Origin of the sequence: Brevibacterium sp. 91QC2O2 (genome assembly GCF_024580695.1) — a bacterium.
Classification (GTDB): domain Bacteria; phylum Actinomycetota; class Actinomycetes; order Actinomycetales; family Brevibacteriaceae; genus Brevibacterium; species Brevibacterium moorei.
This window is the reverse complement of record NZ_JANIJY010000001.1, coordinates 202,969-226,147: the sequence shown is the minus strand read 5'-3', so window position 1 is coordinate 226,147 and position 23,179 is coordinate 202,969. Positions and strand designations below refer to the sequence as shown.

The window sequence follows — 23,179 nt, the reverse complement described above, 5'->3', positions numbered from 1 at the left end:
CGGAAACCGCACCCCGGGCGACGCCCAGGGTGCGGTTTCCGGTTCGGGTCCCCACGAACCGAAAGCGATCCTTATGGATTCTTGGCTGACATTCGACTTCGGGGTCTTCACCGACCCCGGCCTGTTCCTGTCGACGATTTTCGATGGACTGACCCTGGGCTCCATCTACGCGCTCGTAGCCCTGGGCTACACCCTGGTCTACGGAGTGCTCAACCTCATCAACTTCGCGCATTCGGAGGTCTTCATCTCCGGTGCCTTCGCAGTCTCCTTCTTCCTCACAGCCCTGGGCTTCGGCGCATCCGCCCCGAATCTGCCATTGGGCCTCCTGGTCCTCGACCTTGTGCTGGCCGGGCTGGTCGCCATGGCGGTATCGGCACTGGTGGCCCTGGCGATCGAACGCATCGCCTACAAGCCCCTGCGCGATAAGGGCGCACCCCGGCTGGTCTTCCTGATCACCGCGATTGGCATGTCCTTCGTGATCCAGTACCTGTTCTTCCTGTGGCGCGGGCCCAGCCCGGAGCCGAAGACCAAGATGTTCGTCCCCAAGCCGATCTTCGACATCTTCGGCGGCATCATCGATTCGCTGCAGCTGACCATCGTCATCGCCGCGGTGCTGATGATGATCTGCGTCGATCAGATCGTCGGCCGGACCAAGCTGGGGCGCGGTATCCGCGCGGTGGCCGAAGACCCCGACACCGCCACCCTGATGGGCGTGAACAAGGAGCGCATCATCATGGCGACCTTCGTCATCGGCGGTGCTCTGGCCGGCGCGGCAGCCCTGTTCATGATGATGAAGACCCCGGACGGCGCTAAATACGACGGTGGTTTCATCCTCGGCATCAAGGCCTTCACCGCAGCGGTACTCGGCGGCATCGGCAATATCCGCGGCGCCCTCCTGGGCGGTCTGCTCATCGGCGTGATCGGAAACTTCGGCGCGGCCTTCCTGGGCAACGCGCAGTGGACCGACGTCATCATCTTCGCCGTGCTCATCCTCGTCCTGATGATTCGCCCCACCGGCATCCTGGGCTCCAACCTCGGAAAGAAGCGTGCCTGATGAGTATGCACAACCCGAACGAATCGTCCAAGGCCCTGCAGAAGGCCGCGGCCAAAAGCCTCAAGCACGAGCGCAAGGACCTCAAACCGGGCGGCCTGCGCACCTGGTGGTCGGACCGCAGCCGGTTCCAACAGTGGATGGTCCTCCTGGTGCCCGTGGTCCTGGCCTTCCTCCTGCCGGTGATCAACCCGCCGTTCATCACCACGGAGCCGGGCAACGACTTCGCCATCACCTGCTTCAACATGGCCGTCTACGCCCTCGTCGCACTCGGACTCAATGTGGTCGTCGGCATGGCCGGACTGCTGGACATGGGCTACATCGGCTTCTTCGCCGTCGGCTCCTACGTCGCGGCCCTGTGGACCTCGAGCGATTCCACGATGATCCACATCCCCTACCTGTGGACGTTGCCCCTGGCGATGGTCGTGACCATGGTCTTCGGCATCGCGCTGGGCATTCCGACCCTGCGGTTGCGCGGGGACTACCTGGCAATCGTGACCCTGGGCTTCGGCGAGATCATCCGCATCCTGGCAACCATCCTGCCGCCGCTGAAGGGCCAGTCGGGCTTCCAGAACATCGGCGCGCCCCCCGGGTCGATCGACGGTCAGCCGATCTTCTTCACCACCAACGGTCTGCCCTGGTACTGGCTGACCCTGGTCATCATCATCATCGTGACGATTTTGCTGGGCAATTTGGAGCGCTCCCGCGTGGGCCGGGCCTGGATCGCGATCCGCGAGGACGAGGACGCCGCCGAGACCATGGGCGTGCCGACCTTCAAGTTCAAGCTCGCCGCGTTCGCCACCGGAGCCGCCCTGGGCGGTCTGTCAGGGGCGCTGATGGCCGGCCAGGTGGGCTTCGTGAACAATCAGAAATTCGATGTGCAGACCTCGGTCCTCTTCTTGGCCGCCGTCGTCCTCGGCGGCCAGGGCTCGAAGCTCGGCGCGATCGTCGGCGGCGCGATCGTCGCCTACGTGCCGATGCGCTTCACCGAGATCGCGAACTACAAATTCCTCATCTTCGGCATCGTGCTCGTCGTCCTCATGCTGTTCCGCCCCCAGGGGCTGATCTCGATTCGGGCCAAACTGTTGACCTTCGGCTCCCGAATCCGCAGATTCGTGCGCAAGGACCAGGACGGCAGTCCATCACGGGCCGGGAGAAGATCCAGTATCGAACCAGGGGCGGAGGAGGCCTGAGATGAGCGAGACCACAACACCCGAGTTCGAGATCGATACGGATGCCGAGGTCGCCAGCGAGCGCTCGATTGCGGTTGCCGAGGGCGAAACCCTGGTCGAGGTCAAGGGCCTGACCGTGAAGTTCGGCGGTCTGACGGCACTCGACAACGTCACCTTCGACATCAAGCGCGGTGAGATCCTGGGCCTCATCGGCCCCAACGGCGCGGGCAAGACCACCTGCTTCAACGCCATGACCGGGGTCTACAAGCCATCCTCTGGCGACGTCCGCCTGGAGGGCAAGAGCCTACTGGGGAAGAAGAAGTACCAGATCACCCGCGCCGGCTTCGCCCGCACCTTTCAGAACATCCGACTGTTCTCCGAGATGTCGGCGCTGGAGAACGTCGCCGTCGGGTTGGACGCACGCCATAAGACCGGCATGTTCTCCGCCATGTTCCGGCTGCCGGGGCACTATCGGGAGGAGCGCCAGATCATCGACCGGGGCATGGAGCTGCTGGAATTCGTCGGCATCGCCGACCGTGCCCTGCACCCGGCCAAGGACCTGCCCTACGGGTACCAGCGCCGCCTGGAGATCGCCCGCGCCCTGGCCACGGACCCGAAAATCCTGTGCCTGGACGAACCCGCCGCCGGCTTCAACCCCAAGGAGAAGGAAGAGCTCATGGAGCTCATCCGCACCATCCGCGACGAGGGCTACACCGTGCTGCTGATCGAACACGATATGAAACTCGTCATGGGCGTGACCGATCGAATCGTCGTCCTGGAATTCGGCAAGAAGATCGCGGACGACGTACCCAAGGCCATTCAAGAGGACCCCGCGGTCATTGCCGCATACCTGGGACAGGAGGCAGATGACGATGCCAGTGCTTGAGATCAACGACCTCGAAGTCAAATACGGCCGCATCAGGGCCATCGAAAAGCTCGACCTGCAGGTGGACAGGGGAGAGGTCGTCACCCTGATCGGCGCCAATGGCGCCGGCAAGACGACGACGATGCGCACCGTCGCGGGCCTGCTCAACCCCTCCCGCGGCTCGATCGTGTTCAACGGCCAGGACATCACGAAGATCAAAGGCCATAAGCGGGTCGGCATGGGCATCTCCCTGGTGCCGGAGGGCCGCGGGATCTTCCCCGGAATGACCGTGGTGGAGAACCTCGAGATGGGCACCTACTCACGCTCGGGCAAACGTGCGGCGAATGCCTACGACCGGGTCTTCGATCTGTTCCCCCGACTCAAGGAGCGCAGGACCCAGCTGGGCGGCACCATGTCCGGTGGCGAACAGCAGATGCTGGCGATCGCCAGGGCACTGATGGCAGAACCGGAAGTACTGCTGCTCGACGAGCCCTCCATGGGCCTGGCGCCACAGTTCATCCGACAGATCTTCAAGATCATCAAGGAGATCAACGCGCAGGGCACCACGGTGCTGTTGGTCGAACAGAATGCCAACCAGGCGCTCGCGATCGCCGATCACGCCCTGGTCCTGGAGACCGGCGCGATCACCCGCACGGGCACCGGTGGCGAACTACTGGCCGATGACAGCATCAAAGAGGCCTACCTGGGCATCGGATAGGACACGGGGCCGGGGAGAACCACTCCGTGGTAGAAAACATATTCGAATAGCCGGCGCGGGCGTTATCCTGGTGGCATGGCCGAAGAAACCACCGGGACAACGCCCGCGCACCCCGTTGACACGAGTGAACGCACAGCCGTCGATCAGCCGCGTCCACAGGTGGGCCACCGTCCCCACGTGACCCGCTCGGTGGCGCCCTTCGAAGTCATCAGCGAATACCAGCCCGCCGGCGACCAACCCACCGCGATCAGGGAGATCAGCTCGCGCCTGGAGAGCGGCGAGAAGGACATCGTGCTCCTGGGTGCTACCGGCACCGGCAAATCGGCGACCACCGCCTGGCTGATCGAACAAGTCCAGCGCCCCACCCTGGTAATGGCCCCGAACAAGACCCTGGCAGCCCAGCTGGCCAACGAGTTCAAACAACTCCTGCCCAACAATGCGGTCGAATACTTCGTGTCCTACTACGACTACTACCAGCCCGAGGCCTACGTCCCCCAGACGGACACCTTCATCGAGAAGGACTCCTCGATCAACGACGAGGTCGAACGACTGCGCCACTCCGCCACCAACGCCCTGTTGACCCGCCGGGACACCGTCGTCGTCTCCACCGTCTCCTGCATCTACGGCCTGGGCACCCCGGAGGAATACGTCGACCGGATGGTCTCCCTGGAAGTCGGGCAGGAAGTCGACCGCGACGACCTGCTCAAACGCTTCGTCGGTATGCAGTACACCCGCAACGACATGGCCTTCACCCGCGGCACCTTCCGCGTCCGCGGAGACACCGTGGAGATCATCCCGCAATACGAGGAGCTGGCCCTGCGCATCGAATTCTTCGGCGACGAGATCGAAGCGCTCTACACCCTCCACCCCCTGACAGGGGAAATCGTGCGCACCGAGGAGATCATCCACATCTTCCCCGCCAGCCACTACGTCGCCGGCGAACAGCGGATGGCCAGGGCCATCGGCGATATCGAGGACGAACTCCAGACACGCCTGGCCGAACTGGAGAAACAGGGCAAGATGCTCGAAGCCCAACGCCTGAAGATGCGCACCACCTACGACCTGGAGATGATGGCCTCCATGGGTTTCACCTCGGGTATCGAGAACTACTCCAGACACATCGACGGCCGTGCCGCCGGCACCGCCCCGAACTGCCTGCTCGACTACTTCCCCGAGGACTTCCTCCTGGTCATCGACGAATCCCACGTCACCGTCCCACAGATCGGCGGCATGTACGAAGGGGATATGTCGCGCAAACGCACCCTGGTCGAACACGGCTTCCGCCTGCCCAGCGCCATGGACAACCGACCGCTGAAATTCGACGAGTTCCTCGAACGCGTCGGCCAGACCGTCTACCTCTCCGCCACCCCAGGGGACTTCGAAACCGAACGCGCTCGCGGTACCGTCGAACAGATCATCCGCCCGACCGGACTGCTCGACCCCAAGATCACGGTCAAGCCCACCCGCGGCCAGATCGACGACCTGATCGGAGAGATCAACACCCGGGTCGAACGCAATGAACGCGTACTGGTGACGACCCTGACGAAGAAGATGGCCGAGGACCTCACCGACTACTTCCTGGAAAACGGCATCCGCGTGCAGTACCTCCATTCGGACGTCGACACCCTGCGCCGCGTCGAACTGCTCAGCGAACTGCGCGCAGGGGAATTCGACGTCCTCATCGGCATCAACCTGCTGCGCGAGGGCCTGGACCTGCCCGAGGTGTCCCTCGTGGCGATCCTCGACGCGGACAAGGAGGGCTTCCTGCGCTCCGAACGTTCGCTGATTCAGACGATCGGGCGCGCGGCCCGCAACGTCAACGGCGAGGTCCACATGTACGCCGACCGGATCACCCCGTCGATGCGCACGGCGATCGACGAGACGGAGCGCCGGCGGGCGGTGCAGAACCAGTACAACATCGACCACGGCGTCGACCCACAGCCCCTGGTGAAGAAGATCGCCGATATCACCGAACGCCTGCAGCGCGAGGACGAGGACACCCGCGAACTGCTCACCGAATTCGACTACGGCAAGGGCAAGCGCGGGTACAACTCGACGCTCAGCGATGAGCAGCGGGCCAAGGCCGGGCGGGCGGCCGGGGGAACTCCGACGGGGGACCTGGGCGAGCTCATCGCCTCTCTGACCGAGCAGATGCACAATGCGGCGGCCGAACTGCAGTTCGAATTGGCCGCGCGGCTGCGCGATGAGCTGGCGGATCTGAAGAAGGAGCTGCGGCAGATGCAGCGCGAGGGCATCTGAGAACCTCAAGGTGGTCTGCGCGCGTGTAGAATATACGGGCAAGGAAGGGGAGTATCCCGCAACAGCGGTCTCGTCATCACGACCTCCGGTTGATACCGGGGTCCGGGGCCGCGGGCGCATCCAGTATGCGCGGGAGAGACTTTCATGTTCGCGGCCGTGACGCACACGCTATACACGGCGCAGAAACCTCCGAAAGGCCCCAATGCACACCCAGCTACCCCTGTGGTTCGAGACGGGATCCCTCGTGGTCCTCGTCCTCATCCTCGTGGTCGACCTGCTCATCATCCTCAAACGCCCCCACGTGCCCAGCATGAAGGAGGCCGGCCTGTGGGTCGGCTTCTACGTGGTGCTGGCGCTGGTCTTCGCCGGACTGTTGTTCGCCCTGGGCGACTCCACCCACGGCGGTGAATTCCTGGCCGGCTGGCTGACCGAGTACTCGCTGAGCATCGACAACCTGTTCGTCTTCGTGCTGCTCATGTCGAAGTTCTCCGTGCCGAAGAAGTACCAGCAAGAGGTGCTCATGGTCGGCATCATCGTCGCGCTGATCTGCCGCGGTGCCTTCATCCTGCTGGGCTCTGCGATCATCGAGGCCTTCGTCGGAGTGTTCTACCTGTTCGGCCTGTTCCTGCTCTACACGGCCTTCAAACAGGCCTTCGGGAAGGAAGATGATGAGAACGCCGATGACAACGGCATCGTGCGCTTCATGAAGAAGCGCTTCCGCCTGACCGACGAATACGATGCCAACAAGCTGCGCACCACCATCGACGGGCAGAAGTACTTCACCCCGATGCTGCTGGTATTCATCGCGATCGGCACGACCGACGTCATGTTCGCCCTCGACTCGATCCCCGCGATCTTCGGTATCACGAAGAGCCCGTACCTGGTCTTCTGCACCAACCTGTTCGCCCTGATGGGCCTGCGCCAGTTGTACTTCCTGCTCGGCGGCCTGCTCGACGCGCTCGAATACCTCAAATACGGGATCGCCGCGATCCTCGCGTTCATCGGCGTCAAACTCATCCTCCACGCCGGACACGAAACCTGGTTCCCCTGGATGCCGGATATCAACACCTGGGTGTCCCTGGGCTTCATCGTCGCGGCCCTGGGAATCGCGACGATCATCAGCCTCATCAAGATGAAGCGCACGCACACCACCGTGGTGTTCGGGTCGATCGACAAGTAAACCCCGCGCGACGCACTGGGGCCGCCCTCGAAGATCCGAGGGCGGCCCCAATGCACTCTCCGTCCGACTCAGGCGGGGTTGGCGAACCCGCCGAACACCGGCTCCCACTGGCGGATCGTGGTCGTGGCGATCACGCCCAGGCTGGCGTACGGATCCTGCGTGAGCAGATCCTCCACGGCAGCGCGGTCCTTGGCCTCCATGACGAACAGTCCGCCGGGGACACCATCATCGGCCAGGGGACCGGAGGCCAGGATGACACCGGCCTCGTTGAGTCGACCCTGCCAGGCCCGATGAGCCGGACGGTTCGCCATCCGCTTCTCGGTATCCGGTCCGTATTCATAGGTCACGGCGAAAACTGCCACGGCCCCTCCTTCGATCGGGAATAATAGAAGAGACACACGGTGTTCCGTGAGTCCATACCGAGAGTCTATCCAGCGAGCCGGTGAAGAAGCGCACGGCACGCGAAGAATGAGAGAGTGCCCCGTGGCGAGTCTGCGTCCCATCCCCGAAGAGTACGCGAACGCCGATTCGGTCTACGACGCCTTCACCGACTACTGCACCGAACTGGGCCTGGAACTCTACCCCGCCCAGGACGAGGCCATCCTCGATGTGCTGGCAGGCGACAACACGATCGTCGCCACCCCCACCGGCTCCGGGAAGTCGATGGTCGCCCTGGCCTCCCTGTACTACGCCCTGTGCACCGGCCGCAGGGCCTTCTACACCGCCCCCATCAAAGCCCTGGTCAGCGAGAAGTTCTTCTCCCTGACAAAAGTGCTCGGCGCCGAGAACGTCGGCATGATCACCGGCGACACCTCCGTCAACGCCGAGGCCCCCGTCATCTGCGCCACCGCGGAGATCCTGGCCAATCAGGCCCTACGCTCCGGCGGCATGCTCGATGTCGGCCTGGTCGTGATGGACGAATTCCACTACTTCGCCGACCCCCAGCGCGGCTGGGCCTGGCAGACGCCCCTGCTGACCCTGCCCCAGGCACAATTCGTGCTGATGAGCGCGACCCTCGGGGATATGTCGAAGATCGCCGGCGGCATGGAAGAACTGACCGGCCGTGACACCGCCTACGTCACCGGCACCCAGCGCCCGGTGCCCCTGCGCTACGAATACTCGGAAGAGCCGCTGCACGAGGAACTGCAGAAGCTCGTCTCCGCAGGCCAGGGCCCCGTCTACGTCGTGTCCTTCGCCCAGAACGCCGCAACCGAACTGGCCGGCTCCCTGACCAGCATCAACCTTGCAGGCAAGGAACAGAAGGAACGGATCAAGAACGAGATCAAGGGCTTCGGATTCTCCAAGGGCTTCGGCAAGACCCTGCAACGCCTCCTGACACACGGCATCGGAGTCCACCACGCCGGCATGCTGCCCAAATACCGCCGCCTGGTCGAACACCTCGCCGCCGCGGGCCTACTCTCCGTCATCTCCGGCACCGACACCCTCGGGGTGGGCATCAACGTGCCGATCCGCACCGTCGTCCTGACCGCCCTGACCAAATTCGACGGCCGACGCTCCCGCCGCCTGCGCGTGCGCGAATTTCAACAGATCGCCGGCCGCGCCGGCCGCGCGGGCTTCGACACCGAGGGCTTCGTCGTCGCGCAGGCCCCGGCCCACGTGATCGAGAACAACAAGGCCCTGGCCAAGGCCGGCGACGATCCGAAGAAGCGCCGCAAGGTCAAACACAAACAGCCCCCTGCCGGCTTCGTCGGCTGGTCCAGGGAGACCTTCGACAACCTCGTCGGGGGCACCCCGGAAGAACTGACCAGCCACATGCGCATGACCCACTCCATCCTGGTCAACCTGCTCGCCCGCCCCCACGCCGGTATGCAGACGGTCAAGGACTTCATCGACTCCACCCACGAATCGGAAGCCGCCAAACTCGACATGTACCTGCGGGCACTGGGCATCGGCCGCTCCCTGCTGAACGCCGGAGTGCTCTCCCGCCACCCCACCGAGAACGGCATCGTGGAATTCCGCCCCGACGCCGACCTCGGCCCGCAGTTCGCCCTCAACCAGCCCCTGTCACCCTTCGCCCTGGCCGCCCTCGAACTCTTCGACTCGGAAAACGCCGACCAATGGGCCTACGACGTGCTCAGCGTCATCGAAGCGACCACACCCGTCCAGTTCGCCGTCCTCAAGGGACAACTCGACCGGATCAAACGCGACGAGCTGGCCCTGCTCAAAGCCGACGGGGTCGAATACACCGAACGCATGGCCATCCTCGACGAACTCGACTACCCCAAACCCAACGCCGAAATCCTCGAAGAGGCCTTCTCCACCTACGTCGAATCCGCCCCCTGGCTCGCCGACCTCAACCTCGAACCCAAATCCGTGGTCCGCGACATGATCGACCAGGCCATGAACTTCTCCCAGTTCGTCTCCTACTACGGCCTGGCCCGAGTCGAAGGCGGCCTGCTGCGCTACCTGACCGACGTCTACCGAGCCCTCGTCCAAAACGTCCCAGAAGAGTACGTCGACGAAAACCTCCAACGCATCGTCGACTGGCTCGGCGAGACCATCACCCGGGTGGACTCCTCCCTCGTCGAGGAATGGGAACAACTGCGCGCAGCCGGCGCCCAGACCGAGGCCCTGCCCCTCGACATGGCCGACACCAGGCTCAGCGCAGACGAACCCCGGCTGACCCGCCTGGTGCGCAACGAGATGTTCCACCGCGTCATCCTGGCCGAACGCGGCGCCTACGACGCACTCGGCGCCCTCGACGCGGACAACGGCTTCGACACACACGCCTGGGAGGACTCCGTCGAACCCTACTTCGATGAATACGACACCATGGGAACCGGGCCCCAAGCGCGCTCGCCCGAACTATTCCACCTGCGCAAAGACGACCGGACCTGGCACCTGCGTCAGGTCTTCGACGACCCCGCCGGCGACCACGACTGGGCCATCAGCGCCGACGTCGACCTCGACGCCACCGATACAGCCGATGAACCCGTCCTCACCATCACCCATGTCGGACCCACGGAATAGAGTTGAGACGTGACCGCAGAAACCAGCACCACGAACGCCCAGGGCATCAGCCACCTCGACACACTCGTCGTCCAGGGAGCCAGAGCCCACAACCTGCGCAATGTCGACATCAGCGTGCCCCGCGACGCCATGGTCGTCTTCACCGGCCTGTCCGGCTCCGGTAAATCCTCCCTGGCCTTCGACACCATCTTCGCCGAAGGCCAGCGCCGCTACGTCGAATCCCTGTCCTCCTACGCCCGCATGTTCTTGGGCCAAATGGACAAACCCGACGTCGACCTCATCGAAGGACTCTCCCCGGCAGTCTCCATCGACCAGAAATCGACCTCGCGCAACCCGCGCTCGACCGTTGGCACCATCACCGAGGTCTACGACTTCCTGCGCCTGCTGTGGGCCCGCATCGGCGTACCGCACTGCCCCGTCTGCCACGAACAGATCACCAGCCAGACCCCACAGCAGATCGTCGACCAACTCGAAGAACTCGAAGACCGCACCAAATTCCTCGTCCTCGCCCCAATCGTGCGCCAGCGCAAGGGCGAATTCGTCGACACCTTCTCCCACCTGCAGGCCGCCGGCTTCTCCCGCGCCGTGGTCGACGGAAACCAGATCAGCCTGAGCGACCCGCCCAAACTCGCCAAACAGATCAAACACGACATCTCCGTCGTCGTCGACCGCCTTATCGCCAAGCCCGGCATCCGCCAACGCCTGACCGACTCCGTGGAAACCGCGCTGCGCACCGCAGATGGCCGAATGGACGTCGAATTCGTCGACGACGGCACGACCAGGACCTTCTCCGAACACCTCTCGTGCCCCAACGACCACCCCCTGGCCCTCGACACGATCGAACCGCGCACCTTCAGCTTCAACTCGCCCTTCGGCGCCTGCCCCGTCTGCGACGGCATCGGCACCAAACTCCAAGTCGACGAGACCCTCGTCGTCCCCGACGAGGACCTGGCCATCGCCGACGGCGCCATCGCACCCTGGTCATCGGGCAAGACCACCTCCCAGTACTTCAACCGGATGCTCGACGCCCTGGGCACCGACATGGGCTTCGACCTCGTCACCCCGTGGAAGGACCTCAAACCCTCCCACCGCAAAGCCATCCTCGAAGGCAAGGACTACAAAGTCCACGTCAAATACCGCAACCGCTTCGGCCGCGAACGCAGCTACTCCACCGGCTTCGAGGGCGTCTTCCAATACATCCTGCGCAAACACCAGGAAACCGAATCCGACAACGCCCGCGAACGCTACGAATCGTATATGCGCGAAGTCCCCTGCGCCGCATGCTCGGGCACCCGCCTGCGCCCAGAGGCACTCAGCGTCTTAGTGGGCGGGAAGTCCATCGCCGAGGTCTCCGCGCTCGCGATCGACCAGGCGGCCGCATTCCTGGCCGGACTGGACCTCAACGCCAGGGATGCGCAGATCGCAGCCCAGGTGATGAAGGAGATCAACGCCAGGATGGGGTTCCTGCTCGATGTGGGACTGGACTATCTGACCCTGGCGCGCACCGCAGGCACCCTGTCCGGCGGCGAGGCCCAGCGGATCCGGCTGGCCACCCAGATCGGCTCGGGCCTCGTCGGCGTGCTCTACGTGCTCGACGAACCCTCGATCGGCCTGCACCAGCGGGACAACCGCAGGCTCATCGAAACACTGTTGAAGCTGCGCGATCTGGGCAATACGCTCATCGTCGTCGAACACGACGAGGAGACGATCGAGGCGGCCGACTGGATCGTCGACATCGGCCCCGGCGCCGGCGAACACGGCGGCGAGGTCATCTACTCCGGCCCGGTCGCCGGCCTGACCTCCGCGCCCCGGTCGATCACGGGGGACTACCTGGCCGGTCGCCGCGCCATCGGCGTGCCCGCCCGGCGTCGACCGATCGACCGCTCGCGTACGGTGACGGTGGAGCGGGCCAGGGAGAACAACCTCAAGGACGTCACAGTGTCCTTCCCACTGGGCGTATTCACCGCCGTCACCGGAGTGTCCGGTTCGGGCAAATCGACGCTGGTCAACAACATCCTGTACACGGAACTGGCCAACCGGCTCAACGGGGCCAAGAAGGTCCCCGGCCGGCACAAGCGGATCACCGGGGTGGACCAGCTGGACAAAGTGATCCACGTCGACCAGTCACCCATCGGACGCACCCCGCGGTCGAATCCGGCGACGTACACCGGAGTGTTCGACCACATCCGCCGGCTGTTCGCCGAAACCGAGGTGGCCCGCGTGCGCGGTTACCAACCCGGCCGGTTCTCCTTCAACGTCAAGGGCGGCCGGTGCGAGAACTGCCACGGCGACGGCACGATCAAGATCGAGATGAACTTCCTGCCCGACGTCTACGTCCCCTGCGAGGTCTGCCACGGCGCCCGGTACAACAGGGAGACTCTGGAGGCGAAGTTCAAGGACAAGTCGATCGCCGAGGTCCTCGATATGCCGATCGAACAGGCCGCGGAGTTCTTCGCCGCAGTACCTGCCATCGCCAGGCACCTGAACACCCTGGTGGAGGTGGGCCTGGGCTATGTGCGCCTGGGACAGCCGGCCACCACCCTGTCCGGCGGCGAGGCCCAGCGCGTCAAACTGGCCAGCGAACTGCAGAAGCGCACTCGCGGGCGGACGGTCTACGTCCTCGACGAGCCGACCACGGGTCTACACTTCGAGGACATCAGGAAGCTGCTCCTGGTCCTGCAGGGGCTGGTCGACAAGGGCAATACGGTGATCGTGATCGAACACAACCTCGATGTCATCGCCGCCGCGGACCACATCATCGACATGGGGCCCGAGGGCGGCCGCGGGGGCGGCACCGTCGTGGCCACCGGGACACCGGAGCAGGTCGCACAGGTGGCCGAATCGCATACGGGCCGGTACCTGGCGGCACTGAGCGAGATCGCGGGGCGGATCAGTGGATCCTAGTCTGTACCGCCCGGCCACAGGGGAGATCCCGACCTCGGCCGGGGTGTACAAGTTCCGCGATGAGAACCGGCGGGTGATCTACGTCGGCAAGGCGAAGAACCTGCGCAACAGGCTCAATTCGTACTTCGCCAACCCCGCGGAGCTACACCCGCGCACCTTCACCATGGTGCATACCGCCGCCAGCCTCGAATGGACGGTGGTCAACAACGAGGTCGAGGCGCTCCAGCTCGAGTGGACGTGGATCAACGAGTTCAATCCGCGGTTCAACGTCATGTTCCGCGACGACAAGTCCTACCCGTATCTGGCCATCACGATGAAGGACACCTACCCCCGGGTCTTCGTCACCCGCGGCAAACGCAAGCCGGGGGTCAAGTACTTCGGGCCCTTCACCGCGGTCTGGGCGATCCGCGAGACCCTCGACCAGCTGCTCAAGGCGTTCCCCATGCGCAGCTGTGCCAAGGGGGTGTTCGACCGTGCCGAACGATCCGGGCGGCCCTGCCTGCTGGGCTACATCGACCGCTGCAGCGCGCCGTGCATCGGCCGGATCGGTCCGGAGGAACACCGGGTCCTGGCCCAGAACATCGTCGACTTCATGAATGGCCACACCGGCCGATTCATCTCCACCCGTGAGAAGGAGATGCGGGAGGCCTCTGCGGCCCTCGAGTTCGAACGCGCGGCCAAACTGCGCGATGAGATCACCGCATTGAAGAAGGTCATCGACAAGTCGGCGGTGGTCCTGCGGGTCAGTGCCGACGTCGACGTCTTCGGCCTGGTCGCAGAGGAACTCGAGGCCAGTGTCCAAGTCTTCCACGTGCGCTCCGGGCGGATCAGGGGACAGCGCGGCTGGATCATCGAGCGCCTCGACGAACTGGGTCCCGCCGAACTCACCGCGGACTATCTGCGCCAGGCCTACACCGGAGTCGACCCCGAGGCCGTCCCCAAGGAGATCCTGGTCGACACCCTGCCGACCGATCAGGACGCGTTGCAGGCCTGGCTGAGCGGGCTGCGCGGGGCGGCGGTGACCATCCGGGTGCCCCAGCGCGGGGAGAAGCTCGCCGTGTTGCAGACGGTGCTCAAGAACGCCCGAGAGGCCCTCGACCTGCACAAGCGCCGCAGGGCCTCGGATCTGACGACCAGGTCCCAGGCACTGACCGAGATCCAGACGGCCCTCGACCTCCCGGAGCCCCCGCTGCGCATCGAGTGCATCGACAACTCGCACATGATGGGCCAGAACGTGGTCGGCTCACTCATCGTCTTCGAAGACGGCCTGCCCAAGAAGAAGGACTACCGGCGGTTCTCGGTGACAGGTGAGGCGGCCCGCGACGACACCTCCTCGATGTACGATGTGGTCTCGCGTCGTTTCTCCCGCTACCTCGAGAGCCTCAATGACGATACCCCCGACCAGCGTTTCGGCTATCGGCCCTCACTGCTGGTCGTCGACGGCGCTCTGCCCCAGGTCCACGCCGCCGAGGCGGCTCTGTCCGACCTCGGCATCACCGACATCTCCGTGGTCGGCCTGGCCAAGCGCCTGGAGGAGGTCTGGGTGCCGTGGGACGAGTTCCCGGTCATCCTGCCGCGGAACTCCGAGGGCCTCTTCATGCTCCAGCGTGTGCGCGACGAGGCCCACCGGTTCGCCATCACCTACCACCGCCAGCGCCGGGGCCAGGCGATGCGCACCTCCGTGCTCGACGGAGTGGACGGCCTGGGGTCGGCCAAGCGCAAGGCTCTGCTGACCCACTTCGGGTCCGTCAAGCGGATGCGTACGGCCACGGTGGACGAACTCACCGAGGTCAAGGGCGTCGGTCCGGCCCTGGCACAGCGCATCCAGACCGTCCTGGGAGAAGACTCAGACAGTCCGGACCCCGGTTCGGCTACCGTAGGCAACGACGGGGCCCCACCGGAACCGACGCCACAGAACCACCCGAACCCAGGAGCCGACGATGAACAGTGAGCCCAGCCAGCAGACGGCCGAACCCGGCGCCAGCCGGGTCCTCATCGTCACCGGTATGTCCGGGGCGGGTCGGTCCACTGCGGCCAAGGCCCTCGAGGATCAGAACTGGTATGTGGTCGACAACCTGCCACCGCAGCTGATCGCCCCGCTGATCGAACTCGTCGCCCGGGCCGATGCCAGGCTGCCGCGGGTCGCCGTGGTCACCGATGTGCGTGGCCGGACGAACTTCCAGCGGCTCGACGAGGTGCTGGCCGACTACCGTGCCCGTGGCCTCCACGTCGAGGTGCTGTTCCTCGACGCCAGCGATGAGACGCTGGTCCGCCGGTTCGAATCCGTCCGCCGCCCCCACCCCCTGCAGGGCGAGGAGACCCTGTCCGATGGCATCGAGGCCGAACGCGCTCAGCTGGCCACCGTGGCAGACGGGGCCGACTACCGGATCGACACCACGGATCTCAACGTCCATCAGCTGACCGCCGAGATCCGCAGCCGGTTCGGCGATCCGGAACAGCCCGCGCTGCGTCTGACCGTTATGAGCTTCGGCTTCAAGTACGGACTGCCCAAGGACGCGGACCACGTGGCGGATGTGCGCTTCCTGCCCAATCCCTACTGGATTCCGGCGCTGCGCGAACACACGGGGCAGGATCCGGAGGTCTCCGACTTCGTGCTCGCGCAGACCGGAGCCGGGGAATTCGTCCGCGGCTACGCCGGGGTACTCGAGACCGTGATCGCCGGCTATCTGCGCGAACAGCGGGGATATGCCACCGTCGCGATCGGCTGCACCGGGGGCAAACACCGCTCTGTGGCGATCGCCAGGGCCCTGTGCGATGAGCTCGCGACTCGCACACAGGCTGCGGTCTTCCTCAAACACCGTGATCTGGGGAGGGAGTGACGATGGCCGATATTCCCACCGAGGAACTTCCCATGTATCTGCGCCGTGGCTCCGGCGGACAGGGTGTGAGCATCGCCTCGTTCGGCGGCGGCCACGGCCTCTACGCCTCCCTGCGCGCATTCCGCCTGCTGACGGACAATCTCACCGCCATCGTCACAGTTGCCGACGATGGGGGATCCTCTGGTCGTCTGCGCGAGGAGTTCGGGGGCCTGCCACCGGGCGATCTGCGGATGGCGCTGGCCGCTCTGTGCGATGACGGGGAGTGGGGACGGACCTGGCGCGACATCATCCAGTTCAGGTTCTCCTCCGCCGGGCCGCTGAACGACCACGCCGTGGGCAATCTGCTCATAGCCGCCCTCTGGCAGAAGTTCGGCGACCACGTCGAGGGCCTGGACTGGATGGCCCGGCTGCTGCGGGCCCATGGTCGAGTACTGCCCATGTCCTCGGTGCCGCTGACCATCGAGGCAGACGTCAGCGAGGCAGGCTCCACCACGGTGGTGCGGGGGCAGGCGGAACTCGCCGCCACCCGTGGCGATGTCGGCCAGGTCAGACTGCTGCCGCAGGATCCACCGGCGCGCATCGAAACGCTCGAGGCGATAGCCGGCGCCGATGTGATCAACCTGGGACCGGGCTCCTGGTATACCTCGGTGATGCCGCATCTGCTGGTGCCCGAACTCGCTGAGGCGATCTACTCCTCGCAGGCACTCAAACTGTTGACGTTGAACCTGCCGGGCGCCAAGGCGGAGACCGCCGGGATGAGCCTGGGAGACCATCTGCACAGCCTGCACGAGCACGCACCCCGTCTGCGCTTCGACTCGATCATCGTCGACGATCGCGCAGCGGCGACCGAACCCCGCCTGGCGGGCCTGGCAGGGTCTCTTTTCTCCGCGCAGCTGTGGCGGCGCCCCGTGCGGGCCACCCACTCCGGCGTGCACGACAGCCTGAAGCTGGCGGCCTGCTACCGTGACGTGCTCGGCGATGCCGGCATCGCGGTGGTCGAACAGTGGTAGGGACGAACGAATCGCGTCGCGCAGCGACGCGCGGAAAGGAACGACCATGGCGTTGACGGCGAAGGTCAAGGACGAACTTGCCCACTACCGGGAGACCCGGCCACAGGCGCGCAAGGCAGAGGTCGCGGCGACTCTGCGCTTCTCCTCGGCCCTGCACCTGGTGGCAGGGGCCATCGTGATCGAGGCGGAGGTCGACACGGGTGCGGGCGCCCGCCGCCTGCGCTCGGAGATCAAGGACCTGTTCGGCCATGTCGCCGAGGTCGTCGTGGTCGGCGGCAGCGGGCTGAAGAAGTCCACCCGCTATGTGCTGCGCGTCGTCACGGACGGGCCGGCGCTGGCCCGGCAGACGGGTCTCATCGACGGTCGGGGCAGGCCCGTTCGTGGGTTGCCGTCCGCGATCGTCAACGGCACGATCGCCGACGCCCGCGCCGCCTGGCGCGGTGCCTTCCTGGCCCATGGATCGCTGACCGAGCCCGGCCGCTCCGGCGCGCTCGAGATCACCTGCCCCGGCCCCGAGGCCGCACTGGCCCTGGTGGGCGCGGCGCGGCGTTTCGACATCGCAGCCAAGGCCAGGGAGGTCCGCGGCGTCGACCGGGTCGTGATCCGCGACGGCGAGGCGATCGGCGATCTGTTGACCTCGATGGGGGCGGAGTCCACCCGTCTGGAATGGGAGGAGCGGCGCCTGCGCCGCGAGGTGCGCGCCACCGCCAACCGCCTGGCCAACTTCGACGACGCCAATCTGCGCCGTTCGGCCCGTGCGGCTGTCGCGGCAGGGGCCAGGGTGGAACGCGCGCTCGAGATCCTGGGCGCAGACGTACCGGATCATCTCAAGTACGCCGGCGAACTGCGCTTGGAGCACAAACAGGCCTCATTGGAGGAACTCGGCCAGCTGGCGGACCCGCCGATGACCAAGGACGCGGTCGCCGGCCGGATCCGCCGGCTCCTGTCGACAGCGGACAAGAAAGCGGCAGAACTCGGTATTCCGGGGACAGAGGCCAATCTCACCGCCGACATGCTCGACGAAGTCTGAAGACGGACGGCGGTTCGGACGTTTATGCTGGTAGCAGTGCCGATCGGCACTCGAGAGCAGCACCCATCGGCAGACTGAGGGAGACTATGGTCACTCGCGTAGGAATCAATGGTTTCGGGCGCATCGGCCGGGCATTCACCCGGCACTGGCTCGCCGGCGATCACGACATCGAAATCGTCGCGATCAACGACCTGACCGACAACGCCCATCTGGCACACCTCCTCACCTACGACTCGGTGTGGCGCCGACTGCCCGCCAAAGTCGAAAGCGATGAGGAATCCTTGACCGTCGACGGGCACCGGATCCACGCCACCGCCCACCGGGATCCCGCGGAGATCCCCTGGGGCGACATGGGCGTCGACATCGTCATCGAATGCACGGGCAAGTTCACCAAACGGCAGGCCGCGGCGGCCCACCTGGCCGCCGGCGCCAAGAAGGTCCTGATCTCGGGGCCCTCGAAGGACGCCGATGCGATGCTCGTGCTCGGGGTCAACGAGGGCGATTACGATCCGGCCCAGCACGACATCGTCTCCAATGCCTCGTGCACCACCAACTGCCTGGCTCCTTTGGCCAAGGTGCTGCACCGCGAGTTCGGCATCGCCTCGGGCATTATGAACACCATCCACGCCTACACCGGCGATCAGCGGCTGGTCGACGGGCCCCACAAGGACTTCCGCCGGGCCCGCGCCGCGGCCGTCAACATCGTGCCGACCACCACGGGCGCTGCGGCTGCGGTCGCTAGGGTGATCCCGGAGCTGGCCGGCCGCCTCGACGGCTTCGCCACCCGCGTACCCGTCATCACCGGTTCCCTGGTGGACCTGACGTTCCTGCCGGAACGCCCCACCACCGTCGCCGAAGTCAATGCCGCGGTCGCCGCAGCGGCGACCGGCGAACTCGCGGGTGTCCTCGACTACACCGAGGACCCGATCGTGTCATCCGATATCGTCATGGACAGCCACTCGTCGATCTTCGACGCGGGGCTGACCAGACAGGTTGGCGACCAGATCAAGGTCGTGTCCTGGTACGACAACGAATGGGGTTACTCCCGTCGTCTGTACGACCTGGCCGACCTGGTGGCTGGAAAACTCTGATATCCCCTAGGAAAGGCCCTCCATTGCAGAAACTGACCGACCCCGCCCAGTTCGCGGGGCGCCGTGTCATCGTGCGCAGTGATCTCAACGTCCCCATGCGAGACGGCGCGATCACCGACCCCGGACGCATCATCGCCTCGGCTCCCACTCTGAGGTCCCTGGCCGAGGCCGGGGCGAAGGTGATCGTGATGGCCCATCTGGGCCGGCCCAAGGGCGCCGTCGACCCGCAGTACTCTCTGGCTCCCGTCGCCCCTGCACTGGCCGAGGCCGTTGGCCGGCCGGTCGCCTTCGCCGGCGACACCGTGGGCCCGCAGGCCCGGCGGATGGCCGCCGAACTGGGCGACGGGGAGATCCTGCTGCTGGAGAACCTGCGGTTCAACCCCGGTGAGACGAGCAAGGACGAGGCCGTCAGGCGCGAGTTCGCCGGCCAGCTGGCGGAGCTGGCAGAGGCCTATGTCTCCGACGGCTTCGGCGTGGTCCACCGCAAGCAGGCGAGCGTCTACGACATCGCCACCCTGCTGCCGCACTACGCCGGGGGACTGGTGGCCGCGGAGGTCGAGGTGTGCAGCCGGCTGCTCCACGACCCGGCACGACCCTATGTGGTGGTGCTGGGCGGTTCCAAGGTATCGGACAAGCTGGGCGTCATCGACTCCCTGCTCGAACGGGCCGACACCCTGGTGATCGGCGGCGGCATGCTCTTCACCTTCCTCGCCGCGCAGGGCTATGCGGTGGGCGCCAGCCTGCTCGAAGCCGATCAACTCGAGCGGGTCCGCGGCTATCTGGACAAGGCACAGGAGGTGGGCGTCGACCTGGTGCTGCCCACCGATATCGTCATGGCCGAGTCCTTCGCCGCTGATGCCGCGCATGCGGCTGCCGGCATCGACGCGCTCGAGTCCACCCCCGCCGGTGCCAAGGCGATGGGCCTGGACATCGGACCGGAGACGGCCGCCCACTACGCCCAGCTGGTCGCCGAGGCACAGACGGTGTTCTGGAACGGTCCCATGGGCGTCTTCGAATTCCCCGCCTTCGCCGCCGGCACCAGTGCGGTGGCAAAGGCGCTGAGCAATGCCAATGGGGGACCGGAGACCGGCCGGCTGACCGTCGTCGGCGGCGGCGACTCCGCTGCAGCCGTGCGCTCCCTGGGCTACACAGAGGCCGACTTCGGCCACATCTCCACGGGTGGGGGAGCCAGCCTCGAATTCCTCGAGGGCAAGACTCTGCCGGGGCTGGAGGTGCTCGACTGATGGCCAAGAAGACCAAGCCCGAGCGCCTACCGCTGCTGGCGGGCAACTGGAAGCTCAACCTGGACCACTTCGAGGCCATCGCCACCGTGCAGAAACTGGCCTGGGCGCTCGACGATGCGAAATTCGACTACGAGGCCGGCGAAATCGCGGTGCTCCCACCGTTCACCGACATCCGGTCGGTCCAGACCCTCATCGCAGGCGACAAGCTGTCTTTGAGCTATGGCGCGCAGGACCTGTCGGTGCACGATTCCGGTGCCTTCACCGGAGAGGTGTCGGGCCGGTTCCTCAAACGGCTCGGCTGCCGCTATGCGATCGTCGGGCACAGTGAACGCAGGGCCTACCACCAGGAGACGGACTCCGTCGTGCAGGAGAAGGTGGCTGCTTGTCTGCGCCACGAGTTGCTGCCCATCCTGTGCGTGGGAGAACCTCTGGAGGTCAGGGAGGCCGGCGAACACGAGGCTCATACCCTGGCCCAGCTCAGTGCCGCTCTCGAGGGGCTCACAGCAGAGGCTCTTGCAGGACTCGTCGTCGCCTATGAACCGGTCTGGGCGATTGGCACAGGACGCACTGCCACCGCCGAGGACGCCGCCACCATGGCCACCGCGATCAGGGGCAGGCTGGAGGAACTCTATGATCCCTCCTTCGCCGCCGGCGTCAGGATCCTCTACGGTGGTTCGGTCAAGGCCGAGAACGTCGCAGCAATCATGGCCTCGGCCGATGTCGACGGCGCCCTGGTGGGCGGGGCAAGCCTGAGCGCCGCGGACTTCAGCGCCCTGGCCGTGGCAGCCCAGCGCGGCTGATCGTATTACACCAATCCGACATCGAAATGTTAGGCTTGTCTGCGTGGAAATTCTAAGCATCGTCCTCACGTGCATCCTCGTGCTCACCAGTCTGCTGCTGGGACTCTTCGTGCTCCTGCACAAGGGCCGTGGCGGCGGCATGTCCGACATGTTCGGCGGCGGTATGAGCTCGAATCTGGGTTCGTCCGGCGTGGCCGAACGCAATCTGAACCGCATTACGACCTTCGTCGCCATCGTATGGGTCGCGGCGATCGTGCTGCTGGGCCTGATCATGCGCTTCGGCAACTGAGCCGATCAGAGCGAAAGCGGGGCCGGACCTCTCCGAGGAGAGGTCCGGCCCCGCTTTTGTCTGCCGACCGCGGCCAGGCGGTCGGCGCAGGTCCCGTGGCCGGGTTCTACAGAGCCCCCACCAGGTCGACCAGCTCTGCCAGCCCGGTGGACAATTCGGTCAAGTGGATCCGCAGCACGGACCGGCCCAGACCTTGCAACACCTGGGCATCGCCGGCGGCCTGCGCGGCGATCAACTGGGACAGGGTGAAATCCCGTCCCGGCACCGCCAGATCTGCTGTGGAACCGGCAGTGATGGACAGGAAGTGCCCGTTGGGGTGACCGCCCTTGTGGTACTGGCCGGTCGAGTGCAGGTAGCGGGGACCGAACCCCAGAGTCACGGGGACTCCGGTGGCGCGCTCCAGCCGGGTCCGCAACTCCTCGAAGCCGGCGGGGTCGGCCAACCGATCGACGAAGGCCTGGATGGCCACATAGTCATGGGCACCGAGTTCCGCGGTGAAGGCCGCGAGCGACTCCCGTGTGGCGGATGGGGGAGTGGGCAGCGCCGCCACGCCCTCGCCCAGCAGCGCACGGGTGGCGGCCTTGGCCGATTCGACATCCGGCTGATCGAAGGGGTCGAGGTCCAAACAGATTCCCAGAAGGGCTGTGGCGTACTCCCAGATGAGGAACTGGGCTCCCAGCTCCCCGGACCCGGCGATGGCGTAGAGGGCGCTGCGCGGGGTGGAGCCCTCCGTGGCGGCATCGTACACGGCATAGGGCGTGGCGAAGTCCGGCCCCGCTGTACGCAGTCTGACCGCCTGTTCTGCGGTCGTCGACAGCGGTAGCACGCCGCGGCCGAGTTTTCCGGTGGACTCCGCGATGAGTTGCTCGAGCCAGGCGCCGAAACCGGGAGTTCCCGGATCGTCGAGGACGAGTAGCTTCTCAGCGCCCGCCGCATGGGAGGCGGCCAGGGTCGCGGCGATCCACAGTGCGGGGTTCTCCACCGAGTCCTCGCCCAGCTGCGCTGCCACATCGTTCGCCGCTGCGAGCAACCCGCGCACCTCGGCGCCGGCCAGGACACTCGGCACCAGGCCGAAGGCACTGAGAGCCGAGAACCGACCACCGACCCGCGGATCGGCCAGGAACACCCGGTAGCCCTGGTCGAGGGCCAACCGGTGCAGTGGCGAGTCCGGATCGGTGATCGCGATGATGCGGCCGGCAGGGTCGACCCCCGCCGCCTCCAACAGGGACACCGCGATGCGCCGGTGGGTGTCGGTCTCCACGGTTCCGCCGGACTTCGATGCGATGACGTACGCAGTCGATGCGACCCGGTCGCCGAGTGCGGTGAGGACCTGGTCGGGAGCGGTGGAGTCGAGCACTGTCAACTCCACTCCCGCTGTGGCGCAGATGAGCTCCGGGGCCAGGGAGGAACCGCCCATTCCGCACAACACGATGCGCTGGACCCCGGACTCGTGCAGTTCCGCACGGACCGTCCGGGCCCTGGCCACCACGGACTGGGCCCGGACGGCCAGGTCGACCCAGCCCAGGCGCTGCGCGGCCTCGGCGCTGGCGTCCGGACCCCACAGGCCGGCGTCCTGTGCTCTCAGGCGCGAAGCCGCGTGCGCCGCGATGAGCCGCCGCAGATGCGGTCCGACCGCGTCGTGCTCCGGCTGGGAGAAGGTATAGCCCTGTGCTGCATGGATGACCATGGTCTCACCTTTCATGGACGTGTCGTAGCGGAATCGTGCGCCGGTCGG

At 65.8% G+C, this 23,179-nt stretch carries 18 protein-coding genes; 16 read left to right on the top strand and 2 right to left on the bottom strand.

Going from position 1 to position 23,179, the window contains the following annotated elements; translation table 11 throughout:
• Positions 1 to 73 precede the first annotated feature (73 nt).
• The 6 genes from NQ036_RS01085 to NQ036_RS01060 all read left to right on the top strand — a co-directional run bounded on the left by NQ036_RS01085 (position 74) and on the right by NQ036_RS01060 (position 7,245).
• A complete protein-coding gene (locus NQ036_RS01085; RefSeq protein ID WP_257046399.1) occupies positions 74 to 1,054 on the top strand; it encodes a branched-chain amino acid ABC transporter permease in 981 nt (326 codons plus the stop codon).
• Complete coding sequence (locus tag NQ036_RS01080; protein WP_257046398.1) at positions 1,054 to 2,244, top strand: branched-chain amino acid ABC transporter permease; 1,191 nt, start codon at positions 1,054 to 1,056, stop codon at positions 2,242 to 2,244. The genes NQ036_RS01085 and NQ036_RS01080 overlap by 1 nt, the downstream gene beginning before the upstream one ends.
• A gap of 1 nt (position 2,245) precedes the next feature.
• The gene (locus tag NQ036_RS01075; RefSeq protein ID WP_257046397.1) at positions 2,246 to 3,109 is read left to right on the top strand and encodes an ABC transporter ATP-binding protein; all 864 of its coding nucleotides are present in this window, start codon (positions 2,246 to 2,248) and stop codon (positions 3,107 to 3,109) included.
• Entirely contained in the window at positions 3,102 to 3,806 is a 705-nt protein-coding gene (locus NQ036_RS01070) for an ABC transporter ATP-binding protein (protein ID WP_373456815.1), read from the top strand. Before NQ036_RS01075 ends, NQ036_RS01070 begins: the two co-directional genes overlap by 8 nt.
• Positions 3,807 to 3,881: 75 nt before the next feature.
• Entirely contained in the window at positions 3,882 to 6,065 is a 2,184-nt protein-coding gene (uvrB, locus tag NQ036_RS01065) for an excinuclease ABC subunit UvrB (protein ID WP_257046396.1), read from the top strand.
• A 202-nt stretch (positions 6,066 to 6,267) separates the two neighbouring features.
• Positions 6,268 to 7,245: a TerC family protein gene (locus NQ036_RS01060; protein ID WP_257056860.1), complete on the top strand. Its 978-nt coding sequence runs from the start codon at positions 6,268 to 6,270 to the stop codon at positions 7,243 to 7,245.
• Between the two features lie 68 nt (positions 7,246 to 7,313).
• Here the strand turns inward: NQ036_RS01060 and NQ036_RS01055 are convergent, their stop codons facing one another.
• On the bottom strand, positions 7,314 to 7,607 hold the full coding sequence (locus tag NQ036_RS01055) for a YciI family protein (protein ID WP_257046394.1): 294 nt from the start codon (positions 7,605 to 7,607) through the stop codon (positions 7,314 to 7,316).
• Between the two features lie 106 nt (positions 7,608 to 7,713).
• Between NQ036_RS01055 and NQ036_RS01050 the strand changes: the two genes are divergently transcribed.
• From NQ036_RS01050 to secG, 10 genes are all read left to right on the top strand, one after another.
• The gene (locus NQ036_RS01050; RefSeq protein WP_373456813.1) at positions 7,714 to 10,236 is read left to right on the top strand and encodes a DEAD/DEAH box helicase; all 2,523 of its coding nucleotides are present in this window, start codon (positions 7,714 to 7,716) and stop codon (positions 10,234 to 10,236) included.
• Between the two features lie 9 nt (positions 10,237 to 10,245).
• Positions 10,246 to 13,140 carry an excinuclease ABC subunit UvrA gene (gene uvrA / locus NQ036_RS01045; RefSeq protein ID WP_257046392.1) on the top strand — a complete coding sequence of 965 codons (2,895 nt, stop codon included), beginning with the start codon at positions 10,246 to 10,248 and terminating at the stop codon, positions 13,138 to 13,140.
• On the top strand, positions 13,130 to 15,091 hold the full coding sequence (uvrC, locus tag NQ036_RS01040; RefSeq protein ID WP_257046391.1) for an excinuclease ABC subunit UvrC: 1,962 nt from the start codon (positions 13,130 to 13,132) through the stop codon (positions 15,089 to 15,091). Before uvrA ends, uvrC begins: the two co-directional genes overlap by 11 nt.
• A complete protein-coding gene (rapZ, locus tag NQ036_RS01035) occupies positions 15,081 to 15,980 on the top strand; it encodes an RNase adapter RapZ (protein ID WP_257046390.1) in 900 nt (299 codons plus the stop codon). The genes uvrC and rapZ overlap by 11 nt, the downstream gene beginning before the upstream one ends.
• Before the next feature lie 2 nt (positions 15,981 to 15,982).
• Positions 15,983 to 16,990 (top strand): uridine diphosphate-N-acetylglucosamine-binding protein YvcK, encoded by a 1,008-nt coding sequence (gene yvcK, locus NQ036_RS01030; protein ID WP_373456814.1) that lies wholly within the window; start codon positions 15,983 to 15,985, stop codon positions 16,988 to 16,990.
• Between the two features lie 46 nt (positions 16,991 to 17,036).
• Positions 17,037 to 18,020 (top strand): DNA-binding protein WhiA, encoded by a 984-nt coding sequence (gene whiA / locus NQ036_RS01025; RefSeq protein ID WP_257046389.1) that lies wholly within the window; start codon positions 17,037 to 17,039, stop codon positions 18,018 to 18,020.
• An 86-nt stretch (positions 18,021 to 18,106) separates the two neighbouring features.
• Positions 18,107 to 19,111: a type I glyceraldehyde-3-phosphate dehydrogenase gene (gap, locus tag NQ036_RS01020; RefSeq protein ID WP_257046388.1), complete on the top strand. Its 1,005-nt coding sequence runs from the start codon at positions 18,107 to 18,109 to the stop codon at positions 19,109 to 19,111.
• Positions 19,112 to 19,134: 23 nt separating this feature from the next.
• A complete protein-coding gene (gene pgk, locus NQ036_RS01015) occupies positions 19,135 to 20,355 on the top strand; it encodes a phosphoglycerate kinase (protein ID WP_257056858.1) in 1,221 nt (406 codons plus the stop codon).
• Positions 20,355 to 21,155: a triose-phosphate isomerase gene (gene tpiA / locus NQ036_RS01010; RefSeq protein ID WP_257046386.1), complete on the top strand. Its 801-nt coding sequence runs from the start codon at positions 20,355 to 20,357 to the stop codon at positions 21,153 to 21,155. The genes pgk and tpiA overlap by 1 nt, the downstream gene beginning before the upstream one ends.
• Before the next feature lie 43 nt (positions 21,156 to 21,198).
• Positions 21,199 to 21,444 carry a preprotein translocase subunit SecG gene (gene secG / locus NQ036_RS01005; RefSeq protein WP_257046385.1) on the top strand — a complete coding sequence of 82 codons (246 nt, stop codon included), beginning with the start codon at positions 21,199 to 21,201 and terminating at the stop codon, positions 21,442 to 21,444.
• A gap of 106 nt (positions 21,445 to 21,550) precedes the next feature.
• Here secG and NQ036_RS01000 read toward each other — a convergent pair whose 3' ends face one another.
• A complete protein-coding gene (locus NQ036_RS01000; RefSeq protein ID WP_257056856.1) occupies positions 21,551 to 23,131 on the bottom strand; it encodes a glucose-6-phosphate isomerase in 1,581 nt (526 codons plus the stop codon).
• Between the last annotated feature and the right edge of the window lie 48 nt (positions 23,132 to 23,179).

Excerpts from the sequence above, each read along its gene's own strand:
- gap (WP_257046388.1), top strand. The coding sequence starts at position 18,107 with ATGGTCACTCGCGTAGGAATCAATGGTTTCGGGCGCATCGGCCGGGCA.
- whiA (WP_257046389.1), top strand. The coding sequence starts at position 17,037 with ATGGCGTTGACGGCGAAGGTCAAGGACGAACTTGCCCACTACCGGGAG.
- tpiA (WP_257046386.1), top strand. The coding sequence starts at position 20,355 with ATGGCCAAGAAGACCAAGCCCGAGCGCCTACCGCTGCTGGCGGGCAAC.
- NQ036_RS01075 (WP_257046397.1), top strand. The coding sequence starts at position 2,246 with ATGAGCGAGACCACAACACCCGAGTTCGAGATCGATACGGATGCCGAG.
- NQ036_RS01000 (WP_257056856.1), bottom strand. The coding sequence starts at position 23,131 with ATGGTCATCCATGCAGCACAGGGCTATACCTTCTCCCAGCCGGAGCAC.
- NQ036_RS01050 (WP_373456813.1), top strand. The coding sequence starts at position 7,714 with ATGAGAGAGTGCCCCGTGGCGAGTCTGCGTCCCATCCCCGAAGAGTAC.
- NQ036_RS01060 (WP_257056860.1), top strand. The coding sequence starts at position 6,268 with ATGCACACCCAGCTACCCCTGTGGTTCGAGACGGGATCCCTCGTGGTC.
- NQ036_RS01085 (WP_257046399.1), top strand. The coding sequence starts at position 74 with ATGGATTCTTGGCTGACATTCGACTTCGGGGTCTTCACCGACCCCGGC.
- uvrB (WP_257046396.1), top strand. The coding sequence starts at position 3,882 with ATGGCCGAAGAAACCACCGGGACAACGCCCGCGCACCCCGTTGACACG.
- yvcK (WP_373456814.1), top strand. The coding sequence starts at position 15,983 with ATGGCCGATATTCCCACCGAGGAACTTCCCATGTATCTGCGCCGTGGC.
- rapZ (WP_257046390.1), top strand. The coding sequence starts at position 15,081 with ATGAACAGTGAGCCCAGCCAGCAGACGGCCGAACCCGGCGCCAGCCGG.
- NQ036_RS01080 (WP_257046398.1), top strand. The coding sequence starts at position 1,054 with ATGAGTATGCACAACCCGAACGAATCGTCCAAGGCCCTGCAGAAGGCC.